The following is a 12,243-nucleotide window of genomic DNA, read 5'->3' as shown; positions in this document are numbered from 1 at the left end:
CCCACATTTGGATCGTGTCCACCTTTGATTTTGCTGTTGCTTCACCACACTCAACCCTTTCACTTATTGAGAAACCTCCATGCCGACCTCTTTCACCGAACTGCCAGTGATCCAGGGCCAACCACTGGAAATCCGCCCCAACCGTCACCTGAGCATCACCCATCACGCGGGCACCACCCAACCCGACACGGTAGTGTTCTTCTGCCACGGCGCCGGCGGCAACAAGGACCAGTGGCGCCACCAATGGCAATCCCTGAAAACCCAAGGCTACAGTCTGGTCGCCTGGGACCTGCTCGGTCACGGCGCCAGCGCAAAACCCCGCAACCCAGAGGCCTACGCCTGGCCCGAACTGGTCGCCGACTACCTGGAAATCCTCAAGCGCTACGGCGGTTCCCGCAACCTCATCGTCGCCCACTCCTTCGGCACTGGCCTGACCCTGAGCGCCTTGCTGGCCAAACCCGCGATCCCCATCGAAGCCGTATTGCTGCTGGGCACCCGACTCCACAGCATCAGCCGGAGCGGCGGCCTGATGCGTCTACCCGCATGGCTCCTGGAATGGCTGCGCCCCCTGCTGGCCAAAGGTTTCCGCCAGGCCGCATGGAACGCCAAAGCCGACCCCGCACTGGTCGCCTACGAAGAAAAACTCACCGAGCGCAACCCGCTGTACATGTTCAAGGCCCTGATGAAAAACGTCCAATGGCCAGACGCCAATGCACTGCTCACCCTGACCCTGCCCTTGAGTGTGCTGGCCGGCGACACCGACGGCCTGACCCCGGCCAGCGGCGGCGAAGCACTCGCCCGGCATTTGCCCAATGCCGAGTATCAGTTGTTGCCCGAATGCGGCCACCAACTCATGCTGGAAAAACCCGATGAGGTATTGGCCGCATTTCAGCGCCTGCTGTCAGCTCAGCGGGACGGCAGTTTCCAGCGCTCACGGTAGAGGTCGTACTGCGCGGCGGGCAGTTGCACCAGCAGCGGGTTTTCTCGCGGGTCCAGCCAGGCAAACAACGCCTGGATATTCACCGGGTCCATCGCCGTGCAGCCCAATGTTCCCGAACTGACGCTGCGCCAGATATGCAGGAAAATACACGAGCCGCCGTTGGCCAAAGCCGGTGTGTTGTGCTCGACAAAAATCCCCTGGCGGTACAGCTGGTCCTTGCGCAGCATCCGCTCGGAACTGGTCCAGTCCTTGTTCACCGCCGAGCTGTCCACCAGGGTGTTGTAATGGCTGGACTGGCTGTCATCCACGCATTCGCGGGTGGCGGTACTGGCCGCGTAAGGCAAGCGGGTGTCAGCGGTGGGGGCGTAGCCGAAGGCACCGCCGAGTTTGAAGATGCCGGCCGGGGCCTTGCCATCGCCTTCATGCTTGAGGGGCTGCTGGTCGGGGGTGGGCGTCGTAAGGCCGGTGCCCCACGCCATGCCGTTTTTACCGACCACGATGGCAAAGGGTTCGCCGACTTTCTCAAAGCCTTGCCCATGCCGCTCATAGCGTTGTGCGGTGCCCTGGAGGGCGTTCCAGTCCGGGGTGGTGACCACGATCAGTTGCCGGCTGTCGTCGGGGATTTGCGCGAGTGCCACGTTTGAAAGCAGCGTCAGCAGCGCCGCGCAGGTTTTGATGAGCGTGTTCAACGTCGTTCAGTCCTTGAAAAGAGGGAAACCTCAAACGCTAGTTTTTGCCCCGGGCTTTATCAAGCTGAAGCTGTGTTGTGATGTTACCGCTGCGGTTCGATAGGGAAGTCCATCGGCTCTGCCCGCACCGGGTTTCGGCTATAGGTGAAGTGCCACCATTCGCCGGCATAACCGGTAAAGCCTTCCTTGGCCATCGCAGCGCTCAACCGTTGGCGATTCTGGCGTGCCGCCTGGCTGATGTGGGGGCTGTTGGTGTGGGCCATTTCGTCGAAGCAATCAAAACCGGTGCCCATGTCCAGGCCGCCATCGGGCAAGCGTCGACCGTAACCGGCGGCGCAATCCACCGCCGCGGTGTCGGCGCTCCAAGCCTGGGCTGGCCGTGCATCGGGACCGGTCAGGGTCACGTCCACTGCCGCGCCCCGGGAGTGGTTGGAAACCTTGGCTACGTAGCCCAGGCGCCAGAAGTCCTGCTTGTTCACCCGGGGGTAGAACTCGGCCTTGGCCGGATCCCCCGGCAGGCTGGCGAAGCGGCCCATGTTCGCCACGGCACGGCTGGGACGATAGCAGTCGAAGACCTTCAAGCCGTAACCCTGCCTGGCCAACTCGGCCTGGACCCGTACCAGTGCCTTTGCCGCGTCGGCAGACAGCACGCATTCGGCTGCGTTGTAGCCGTCCAGCGGCGCTCCGGTGAAGTTGTGGGGGCTGGCGTAGCGAATGTCCTGGGCGATGCTCGGGTCGAGGCTGCGCAGGTAAACCATGTTGGCCGGCATCGGCGTGTCTGCCGCTACCGGCGTGGCGAGCACGATCAGGCTCAGGGCGGCAAGGGAAAGGGAAGAGTAGGGCATGGGCGGCCGGGCTCGGACGGTGGCTTAAGCGCGCCACACTAGCAATGCCCGCCCCATGCCGCCAGTGCTACGGCGCGGCGTTGGGCACAAATGCCACGCTGCCACCGTCACGCTTGTGGAACAACCGTTCACCATTGTCCGGCTGGGTAGTGATGACCTGATGATCGTTGCCCAGGTAGGCCAGCGGCGTCGGGTCATCCTTGGTGGACTGCGCGACAATAATTGTGCGCTTGGGATCAAAGGTGCGGCCGCTGGTTTTTTCCAGCCAGCCCATGAACGCCGCACTGTCGCCCTGGCGCGGGAAGTCCTGGGTTTCGGCAACGTAGTAGAACGGCGTCCCGTGATTTTGCAGGTACATCGGTACCTTGTTGTCGACTTCCACCATCACCATCTGCCACTCGTTCCATGGCGCGCTTTTCACTGCTTGCGCTTGAACGTCCTCGGCGAAACGGGTCACGCCGCCATTGCCATTGGTCCACGGATACACCACCCCGAGTACCAACAGCATCACCCCCGCAGCGATGCCGAACCCACGGTACCAACCCCGGCCGACCGTGCCTTTGCGGGCGATACGCTCACTGACCCACCACGCCGCCAGCAACTGCGCGAACGGCACCAGCGGCAGCACGTAGTAACTGCGCCGGCTGCCACTGGCGGTGAAGAACACAAACAGCAGGCCCAGCCCCCACACCAGCCAACGGGTGTTGGGCGGGGTGTCGCGCCAATGCCGCACGGCGAGCCACAGGCCCAGCACCCAGCACGGCGCCCAGGGCAAGGTGTAGGCCGGCAGGTAGATCAGGTAGGTGTAGATCGGCCCCATATGGTCGAACGGGTCGAAGAAGCGCACCACGTTTTCCCGGAACACCAGTTCCAGGCCGCTTGCACCGTAGGTCGGTGCGCCGTAGAGGTGGGACAGCACAAACGGGATCGCGTAGAACGCCCCGGCGATGATCACGGCCAGCACCAACCGCAGGTTGAGATGGCGTTTGTAGCGCTGTTCGCTGAGCAAGTGCGGCAACAGCACCAGGCCCGGCAGTACAAAGCCGATCAAACCCTTGAACAGTGATGTCGCCGCCAGTAACAGGAAGAACACCGTGTAGCGCCCCAGCCGCGTATCGTCCGGCCCGCGCCAATACCACCAGACGGCGGCGAGCACGCCGCATACGGTCAGCACGTCCGCCGTGGCCACCCGGGCCCAGAAGAGGAAGTAGAAGGTGGTCGCGAGCATCCAGCCGGCAATCAGGCCGGTGCCTTTGCGGAACAGTTGCTCGCCGATCAGGTACACCAGCCAGATGCTCAGCCACGCCGAGATGACCGATGACAGGCGCAACGACCACGGCCCCAGGCCGCCCATCAGGTTGGCCAGGCCGGTGATCAGCCAGTACGACGGCAGGGGTTTGTCGTAATACGGGGTGCCCTTGAGGTACGGGTCGAAGTAGTCGCCGCTTTGCAGCATCTGCAGGGTGATGTTCGCCCAGCGGGTTTCCGGGCCCCACAGGTCGCGGGCGCCCAGGCCCAGCAGCAGGATCAGGGCCGACACGCCCAGGAGCAGCAGCAGGGCGCCGCGTTCGGTTTTCCAGAAGTTCATGCGGCGGTTCCGATGTGGGACGAGTGTTGAATGGGGTCACCCCACATTAGGGCGCCTGTGTTACGGCAATTGCGGGTAGATGATGATCTCCAGGTCACCCTTGTAATAACGCTTGCCCCCCAACGGCAGCTGGCCGGCTTCGCGCATTTCGCTGGTGCTCCTGACCCGCATCAGCACGCCCACCGGGCCTTGCTGGCGCGCCTGCTTGAGCCAGGCTTGAACGCTGTCGAGCTCCACCTTGCGGTGCATCGAGTCGGCGTATTGCAGGCCGTAGCGCAGTTCGCCTTCGGTGTTGTAGAGCGTCACTTCGGGCCGCCGCAGGCGCCATGCCAGGGCCGACGCCGACTCCAGTTCGTTGCTCAGCAGCGCATGGGTCTGTTGCAGCTCGTCCAGGTGCTGGAGCACGAACTGATCAGGCATCTGGTTATCTTCGATCACCGCCGGCATGCCGGCGGGCAACAGCGCCACCAGCAGGCCAATGCCCAACGCCGGCATCGCCCACAGCGCCACTGGGCGGAAGGCTTGAAGCAGGTTGGCGAGCATCCAGCCCATCAGCACGATGAACGTCAGGGACAGGTTGAACATCTCGCTGTGGCTGTTGCCGTACAACGGCCGGTCGATTTGCAGGTAGATCAGCGTCACCATTGCCGCGACGCCGATGCCCAGGTTGAGCAGGCCATTGACGCGCAGCGTGCGGGTGCGGGCGTTGGCCAGCAGGTCGACCAATGCATGGCCCATCAGCAGCGCCAGCGGCAGCAGGCACGGCATGATGTAGGTCGGCAGCTTGCCGTTGCTCAGGCTGAAAAAGCCCAGGGGCAGCAGCAACCACAGCGCCAGGAAGACGATGGCCGGTTGGCGCTTTTCCTTCCAGGCCTTGCACAGTGTCGCCGGCAGCAGCGCCGCCCACGGCAGGCACGACACCACCATCAGCGGCAGGTAGAACCACCAGGGTCGTGCATGCTGGGCATTGTCGGAGGCGAACCGGCGGATGTGCTCGTGCCAGAAGAAGAAACGCCAGTAGTCCGGTTCCTGCAGGTGGATCGTCAGTGCCCAGGGCAGGCACACCACGGCCGCCACCAGTATCGCCAGCGGCCCGTAGCGCAGCAGTTCCCCCAGGCGACGTTGCCAGAGCAGGTAAGGCAGGGCGATCAACACCGGCAGCAACCACGCCAGGAAACCCTTGGTCATGAAACCCATGCCGCAGGCCACACCCAGCAACGTCCAGCTGGCGAGGCGGGCACGGGGGGTGGAGCTGTCGAGGGCAAACCACAGCGCCGCCAGGCTCAGGTTGACCCAAAAGGTGAATTGTGGATCCAGGTTGGAATAACCGGCTTGCCCGGCCACCAGGCCGAAACTCATGTAGAGCAGCGCGCAGGCGAAGCTCTTGCGCGGGTCGTTCCATAGCCGGCGGGCGATCAGGTAGGCGAGCACGACGCTCAGGCCGGTGGTCAGGGCGGAAGCGATACGCACGCCGAACAGGTTTTCACCGAACAATGCCTGGCCCAGTGCGATCAGCCAGTAGCCGGCGGCGGGTTTTTCGAAATAGCGCACGCCCATGAAGTGCGGTGCCACCCAGTTGCCGCTGATGAGCATTTCCTGGCTGATCTGGGCGTAGCGGGTTTCGTCAGGGATCCATAGGCCATGCAGGCCCAGTGGCAACAGATAGAACATCACGAATGCCAGTAGCAATACGGGCAATGGTTTAAGGCGGGTCATGGCTATTGCACTCTCAAGCGGTATTGACGGTGAATCAGCGCGAGCGCTGGATCAGCCATGCGCGAGGGGTAGAAGGTAGTCGTGGTCGGGTAGAAATGCGGCACAGAACGTTATTCCTTAAACAGTCTGTTAGTGGGGGGGCGAAACTGAATATCCCTGTGCCCCAGTCAAGCTCGTTAAACGTGTGGCGTCCAATAAGTCATCGAAGGTCATCGTCATGTTGTTAACTTGTGAAAAGTTAGTGAGCTAATAATTTTTCTAAAAAAATCAATTAAAACCATAGACGATGCCACGGTCTGGCTGTCTTTTTGCTGAACGAACTTGAATGATTAAATGTTAAGAAGTGTTCTAAAGTTGTTTAAGCACGGCGGCCCAGTCCTTACTGTTCAAAATACCCAGCGCCTTGAACTTGCCATCGGGCAGCAGCTTTACAAACAATGCACTGCCGTATTCAGCATGGGCAGCGTGTGAGTAGCCCAATGCCTCCTCGAAGTCGCTGATGCAGGCGCTGTGGGTGACCACCAGCAGGTTGCGGTCCGCGTGTTTATGCGGGCGCAGTTCCTCGCCGATAGCAGGGCCGCAGATGGCCAGGGGCCCGGGTGACAATTCGGCCTTGCCGAACATGAAAAGCGAGGTCTGCGCGGTACGGGTAGTGGGGCTGCTCAGTACGTCGGTGTTTTCCATGCCCAGGGTCTGGAAGGCCTTGCCCACGGCACTGGCAGACAACGAGCCGAGCGTGGTCAGGCCGTCTGCCGGGCCCAGGCAAGGGTTGTTGGAGCGGTCACAGCGTTCCTCATGGCGGACCAGCACCACCAGGTCTCCGTTACGCCAGGCTTCCAGGGTTCCGGAGGTGAGCAGGCGGTGGCCCACGCCCAGGTCCAGCGGCGATCTTGGCCACCAGATGAACGCCGTTACTGCCAGGCTGATCATCACGATACCTGCCACGCCAAGCCACAGTTTGTTCAGCTGTTTTACAAATGCCCAGCGCGAGCGAGACTTGCTCAGGGTCAGGTCAACCACACTATTCACCATTGGTAACTTCCAGGCGTTAATCCGGTAACTGGCAGCGGCAAGTTAGGCAGGCGCCAAGTGAGTAGCGCTGATGCAGGAATATGCAAAAGCGTGTCACAGGGGCGCTGTCTTTTTGCTGAACATACCGATATAAAAAATTGTTCACTTGCACTAACGGGCGTTTGAAATAACCAGCCTGTTATCTGCCCATGGACGGCAATTTAAAGTGCAGCAGGTGGCGACCGGGTGAAATCGATGTGAAAAATTTGCAGGGGTCATGGGGCGCTCCTTTTTCCCATGGTTGTGACATAAAAATGTGACAACCGTTATTCTCCGGCTTAAGTCCAGAAGCTTGTGGGGAGGGGTGATGCTGCAGGTACAAGGGGTATTCAAGAGTTATGGCACGCCGCAGGGGCCGTTGACCGTGCTGGCGGGTGTCGACCTGTACCTGGGAGCGCGCAGCAGCCTGGCGTTGATGGGTGAGTCGGGCAGTGGCAAAAGCACGCTGCTGCATTTGGTGGCCGGGCTCGACCAGGTCGACCGTGGCAGCATCCAGGTCGGCGACCAGCGCCTGGACCAGATGAGTGAGGCGCAACTGGCCCACTGGCGTCGCACCGAGATCGGCCTGGTGTTCCAGCAGTTCAACCTGATCGGCAGCCTGCGGGTCGAAGACAACCTGGCCTTCCAGGCGCGCCTGGCCGGGCGCCTCGATCCGGCGTGGCAAGCGCAGCTTGTGGAGCGACTCGGCCTGGGTGACTTGCTCAGGCGTTACCCCGAACAACTGTCCGGCGGCCAGCAGCAACGGGTAGCGGTAGGACGAGCTCTGGCGTCGCGCCCCGGCTTGCTGCTGGCGGACGAACCCACCGGTAACCTCGACGAAGGCACCAGTGACGAAGTGCTGCAACTGCTGCTGGACCTGCTGCGGGACAGCCCGACCAGTTTGCTGATGGTCACCCACAGCCCCCGCATCGCGGCGCGCCTTGACCAGCAGGTGGTGTTGCATCGCGGCCAGGTACTCGCTGCGGACGCCCGCTGACATGCGGGTCTTCTATTGGACACTGCGCGCGCTGCTCAGCCATTGGCGTCGCCACCCTGTGCAATTCTTCAGTGTGCTCACTGGCCTGTGGCTGGCCACCGCGCTGTTGACCGGCGTGCAAGCCCTCAACAGCCAGGCGCGGGACAGCTACGCGCGGGCCAGCCAGCTGATCGGCGGCGAACCCCAGGCCAGCCTCAGTGCGCCGGACGGTGCGAGCTTCCCCCAGGCGCTGTTTGCCGACCTGCGCCGCGCCGGGTGGCCGGTGTCGCCGGTGGTGCAGGGCCGCGTGCAGCTCAAGGGCCATGAAGACCAGCGCCTGCAAGTGATGGGCATCGACCCGGTGTCGTTGCCCGGCGGTGGCGCGCTGGCCGGGCAGACCCTGGACCGGGCGCAGATGGTCGCGTTCTTCAACCCGCCGGGACGCACCTGGATCGCGCCGCAGACCTTGCAGTCTCTGGGCCTGAAAGAGGGCGACCAGCCGCTGACAGCTGCCGGGCTGGTGCTGCCGCCGCTGCATGTTCAAGCGGACATGGCCCCTGGCGTATTGCTGACCGATATCGGCTTCGCCCAACCGCTGCTGGACATGCCCCAACGCCTGTCGCGGTTGCTGCTGGACAAGGCCTTTGCCGCCGCGCATCCCGCCCTGCCGCCGGAACTGGGCGCGCAACTGCAGCTCAAGCAGGCCGAGGAAAACAACCTCGCGCGCCTCACTGAAAGCTTCCATCTGAACCTCGATGCGCTGGGCTTTCTGTCCTTTGTGGTGGGCTTGTTTATCGTGCATGCCGCCATCGGCCTGGCGCTGGAGCAGCGGCGCGGCCTGCTGCGAACCTTGCGGGCGTGCGGGGTCAGTGCGCGGATGCTGATCCTCAGCCTGGCGGTGGAACTCGGTGGCCTGGCCGTGCTGGGTGGCCTGGCGGGCGTGGCCAGCGGGTACTTGCTGGCCAGCCTGTTGCTGCCGGATGTAGCCGCCAGCTTGCGCGGCCTGTATGGCGCCGAGGTGCCCGGCCAACTGAGCCTCAGCCCACTGTGGTGGCTCAGTGGCCTGGGCCTGGGTTTGCTCGGCGCGTTGCTCGCCGGGGCCAGCAGCCTGTGGCGGGCGGCGCGTTTGCCGTTGTTGGCGCTGGCCAATGCCCAGGCCTGGCACCAGGCCCATGGGCGCTGGCTGCGACGCCAGGGCTGGGTGGCGGGTTCGGCCTTACTGGTTGCGCTGTTGGCACTGGTATTTGGCGACAGCCTGGCCAGTGGTTTTGTATTGATGGCGGCCTTGTTGCTGGGCGCTGCGCTGGGCTTGCCGGTGGTGCTCAATGGCGTGCTCAAGGCGGTATTGGGGCGCAGCCGTTCGGTGCTGGGGCAATGGTTTCTCGCCGATTGCCGCCAGCAGTTGCCGGCCCTGAGCCTGGCGCTGATGGCCTTGCTGCTGGCGTTGGCCGCCAATATCGGCGCGGGCTCGATGACCTCGGGCTTTCGCCAGACCTTCAACAACTGGCTGGAACAACGCCTGACCGCCGAGTTGTACCTCAACCCGCAAAACCCGGCCCAGGCCGAGGCGCTGCAAACCTGGCTGGTACAGCAGCCCCTGGTGCAGACAGTGCTGCCGACCTGGCAGGTTGCGGTGCAGTTGCAGGGGTGGCCGGCTGACCTGTTCGGCGTGGTCGACGACCCTACTTATCGCCAGCATTGGCCGTTGCTGGAAGCGGCGACGGACCCATGGGGCCAGTTGCTGCAGGACGACAGCCTGATGCTCAGTGAGCAAATGGTACGCCGGCTCAAGGTGCGGCTGGGCGATGTGGTCAGCATCCCCACGCCCCATGGTCCATGGTCGCCGAAGGTCGTGGGGATTTATGCCGACTACGGCAACCCCAAGGGCCACTTGCTGGTGAATTCGCGGCACCTGTTGCAGCACTGGCCGGGATTGTCGCCGGCGCGTTTCAACCTGCGGGTTTTGCCGGGCAACGTGCCGCCGCTGGTGCGTGCAGTACAGGAACGGTTTGCCCTCGAAGACAGCCGCATCGTCGACCAGCAGCAGCTCAAGGGCTGGTCGAGCCAGGTCTTCGAACGGACTTTTGCCGCCACCGCCGCCCTTAACAGCCTGACCCTGGGCGTGGCCGGCGTGGCGTTGTTCATCAGCCTGCTGACCCAGAGCCAAAGCCGTCTTGGCCAGTTGGCCCCGCTGTGGGCGCTGGGCGTGACACGACGCCAATTGATGCTGCTCAACCTCGGCCAGACCTGGCTGCTGGCGGTGCTGACCCTGGTGCTGGCGTTGCCGCTGGGCTTGCTGCTGGCGTGGTGCCTGGACGTGGTGATCAACGTCCAGGCCTTCGGCTGGCGCCTGCCGTTGCAGGTGTTCCCGGGGCAACTGGCGCAACTGCTGGGCCTGGCGATGCTGGCCACCTTGCTGGCTTCGGCCTGGCCGTTGTGGCAGCTGTACCGCAGTCGCCCGGCGGATTTGCTGAGGACCTTTGCCAATGAAGATTAAGTGCCTGCTATGGGCGACGTTCCTGCTGCTGGGCGCCTGCGACAAACCACCTGCACCTGAAGAAAGCTTCGCCGGACTGGGCAGCCAGGCCGCGGACTTTGCCCAGGTGGTGCCCGGCAAGGTCTTCAGCTTTCCCCAGGACCATGGCCCCCATGACGGCTATCGCATCGAATGGTGGTACCTCACCGCCAACCTGAAGGATGCCGAGGGCAATGCCTACGGCGTGCAATGGACGCTGTTTCGCAACGCACTCAAGGCCGGCCCGACACAACCCGGCTGGCACGACTCGACGATCTGGCTCGGCCACGCCGCCGTCACCTCGGCCACCCGCCATTACGCCAGCGAACGCTACGCCCGCGGCGGCGTGGGGCAGGCAGGGGCCCAGGCGGTGCCGTTCAATGCCTGGATCGATGACTGGAATTTCGCCACCCGCCCCGGTGCAGCCAGCCCCCTGGCGGACATGCAACTCAAGGCTGCAGGCGAGCATTTCAACTATGACCTGCACCTGACCTCCAGCCGCCCATTGGTGCTCCAGGGCGACAACGGCTATAGCCGCAAGTCCGACCAGGGCCAGGCGTCGTACTACTACAGCCAGCCGTTTTTCCAGGCAGATGGCCGCGTGACCATCGATGGAAAATCTTACCAAGTCACCGGCAACGCCTGGCTCGATCGCGAATGGAGCAGCCAGCCCCTGACCGCCAGCCAGACCGGCTGGGACTGGTTCTCCCTGCACCTGGACAGTGGCGAGCAATTGATGCTGTTTCGGGTGCGGCAGAAAGACGGGCCGTCGTACCTGACGGGCACCTGGATCGACCAGGAGGGCCGCACCCAGACCCTGCACAACCAGGACATCCAGCTGACCCCACTGACCACCACCGCGATCGATGGGCGCAGCATTCCCACCCAGTGGTCATTGAAGATCCCGGGCAAACATCTGGATATCACCACGGAAGCGGTCAACCCAAAGGCCTGGATGAACCTGAGCATTCCTTACTGGGAAGGGCCGGTGAAATTTCAGGGTGGGGTGGGGTACCTGGAGATGACGGGGTATTGAGTCCGACGATTTTTTGTAGGCCTTGGTTACCTGCCAGGTAGGTGATTTCCCAAATGTAATTTCAGCTGTTCCAACCTTGTGTCCGGGCCGTGTTCGCCTGCCTATATTCCTGCGCCATATCCATTACATCAGGGATGTAAGTGATGGCGCAGGGATACATCAATGACCGCACCACGGACTACCTCAGTTTGAAATCCCGGTTACTGACCGGGGCCAGTGGGCAACTCTCCGATCAATTCGACGCGTTGAACCTGCATTTGCGTCAGGCAAGCCTGGTGACGCCGGGGCAGATGGTGATCGTTCCCGATGCCTACGCTGTGGCTTGCACTACTGATGATGCATGGTTGATGCGCCATGCCCAGGAGATTCAGCGCAATCTGGAGTTGGATGCCTCGGCTGGGGCGGCGGTGATCAATAACTATGATCTATTCCAGAGTTTATTGGCTTATAGCTCGGTGGGAGTCGGCAGTTCGACGGCGGCCTGGGGGCGACACCTGGACGAGGTTCAGCGCACTCTGGAAGAAATTGAGCGTTTGCATCAACAACTCAAGGATGGAGCGTTGAATAAGAAAGCGTTTATCCAGAAGCGGCAGATGTTGTTCCGGCGCTTGGATACTCAACTTCAAGGTGCGGCGCGATTTGGCACGAGCCTGAAAACCAATAAATCGCTGAAAAAAGTGCTGGGTATTTCCACCAAGAGTTATCTGCACAAGAGTGAAATCGTGGGCTATACGCAGCGGATTCGCAGCATTGCCGAGACGTCGAGGTTTTTGGGCAAGGGGACGTATGTGGGGTTGGCGTTGGATGTGGGTGTGGCGGGGTTGGAGATCAAGGAAGCATGTATGGAGGGGCGGGAGGCGATGTGTAGGCGGGCGAAGTATGTGGAGG

The 12,243-nt window shown here is 62.6% G+C and carries 10 protein-coding genes; 5 read left to right on the top strand and 5 right to left on the bottom strand.

Translation table 11 applies throughout. From position 1 onward, the window contains the following. Window positions 1-79: 79 nt before the first annotated feature. Window positions 80-940, top strand: a complete 861-nt coding sequence (locus HX873_RS29690; protein WP_177067182.1) for an alpha/beta fold hydrolase — start codon at window positions 80-82, stop codon at window positions 938-940. Here the strand turns inward: HX873_RS29690 and HX873_RS29685 are convergent. The 5 genes from HX873_RS29685 to HX873_RS29665 form a co-directional block, all read right to left on the bottom strand. Then, window positions 907-1,629 (bottom strand): L,D-transpeptidase, encoded by a 723-nt coding sequence (locus HX873_RS29685; protein WP_177123623.1) that lies wholly within the window; start codon window positions 1,627-1,629, stop codon window positions 907-909. The genes HX873_RS29690 and HX873_RS29685 overlap by 34 nt on opposite strands. An 83-nt stretch (window positions 1,630-1,712) precedes the next feature. Continuing rightward, window positions 1,713-2,474 (bottom strand): M15 family metallopeptidase, encoded by a 762-nt coding sequence (locus HX873_RS29680; RefSeq protein WP_177123622.1) that lies wholly within the window; start codon window positions 2,472-2,474, stop codon window positions 1,713-1,715. Window positions 2,475-2,541: 67 nt separating this feature from the next. After that, window positions 2,542-4,062, bottom strand: coding sequence for a glycosyltransferase family 39 protein (locus HX873_RS29675; protein WP_177123621.1), 1,521 nt, complete (start codon window positions 4,060-4,062; stop codon window positions 2,542-2,544). Between the two features lie 60 nt (window positions 4,063-4,122). Beyond that, on the bottom strand, window positions 4,123-5,778 hold the full coding sequence (gene arnT, locus HX873_RS29670; RefSeq protein WP_177123620.1) for a lipid IV(A) 4-amino-4-deoxy-L-arabinosyltransferase: 1,656 nt from the start codon (window positions 5,776-5,778) through the stop codon (window positions 4,123-4,125). Window positions 5,779-6,126: 348 nt separating this feature from the next. Next, entirely contained in the window at window positions 6,127-6,810 is a 684-nt protein-coding gene (locus tag HX873_RS29665; RefSeq protein ID WP_003210274.1) for a histidine phosphatase family protein, read from the bottom strand. A 346-nt stretch (window positions 6,811-7,156) separates the two neighbouring features. Between HX873_RS29665 and HX873_RS29660 the strand changes: the two genes are divergently transcribed. The 4 genes from HX873_RS29660 to HX873_RS29645 form a co-directional block, all read left to right on the top strand. Further along, window positions 7,157-7,825 carry an ABC transporter ATP-binding protein gene (locus tag HX873_RS29660; protein ID WP_008431380.1) on the top strand — a complete coding sequence of 223 codons (669 nt, stop codon included), beginning with the start codon at window positions 7,157-7,159 and terminating at the stop codon, window positions 7,823-7,825. A gap of 1 nt (window position 7,826) precedes the next feature. Then, on the top strand, window positions 7,827-10,301 hold the full coding sequence (locus tag HX873_RS29655; RefSeq protein ID WP_177123619.1) for an FtsX-like permease family protein: 2,475 nt from the start codon (window positions 7,827-7,829) through the stop codon (window positions 10,299-10,301). Continuing rightward, window positions 10,291-11,355, top strand: a complete 1,065-nt coding sequence (locus HX873_RS29650) for a lipocalin-like domain-containing protein (RefSeq protein ID WP_177009813.1) — start codon at window positions 10,291-10,293, stop codon at window positions 11,353-11,355. Before HX873_RS29655 ends, HX873_RS29650 begins: the two co-directional genes overlap by 11 nt. Before the next feature lie 143 nt (window positions 11,356-11,498). Next, window positions 11,499-12,243 (top strand): hypothetical protein (locus tag HX873_RS29645; RefSeq protein ID WP_177123618.1); only part of this gene is annotated, 745 nt, incomplete at its 3' end.

This window comes from Pseudomonas sp. P7758, from assembly GCF_013386485.1.
Lineage (GTDB): Bacteria > Pseudomonadota > Gammaproteobacteria > Pseudomonadales > Pseudomonadaceae > Aquipseudomonas.
Note: the sequence above shows the minus strand (reverse complement) of the source record. Positions and strands in the feature narration are given on the sequence as shown.

Coding starts and splice junctions, on each gene's coding strand:
- HX873_RS29655 (WP_177123619.1), top strand. CDS start 7,827: ATGCGGGTCTTCTATTGGACACTGCGCGCGCTGCTCAGCCATTGGCGT.
- HX873_RS29660 (WP_008431380.1), top strand. CDS start 7,157: ATGCTGCAGGTACAAGGGGTATTCAAGAGTTATGGCACGCCGCAGGGG.
- HX873_RS29690 (WP_177067182.1), top strand. CDS start 80: ATGCCGACCTCTTTCACCGAACTGCCAGTGATCCAGGGCCAACCACTG.
- arnT (WP_177123620.1), bottom strand. CDS start 5,778: ATGACCCGCCTTAAACCATTGCCCGTATTGCTACTGGCATTCGTGATG.
- HX873_RS29650 (WP_177009813.1), top strand. CDS start 10,291: ATGAAGATTAAGTGCCTGCTATGGGCGACGTTCCTGCTGCTGGGCGCC.
- HX873_RS29680 (WP_177123622.1), bottom strand. CDS start 2,474: ATGCCCTACTCTTCCCTTTCCCTTGCCGCCCTGAGCCTGATCGTGCTC.
- HX873_RS29675 (WP_177123621.1), bottom strand. CDS start 4,062: ATGAACTTCTGGAAAACCGAACGCGGCGCCCTGCTGCTGCTCCTGGGC.
- HX873_RS29665 (WP_003210274.1), bottom strand. CDS start 6,810: ATGGTGAATAGTGTGGTTGACCTGACCCTGAGCAAGTCTCGCTCGCGC.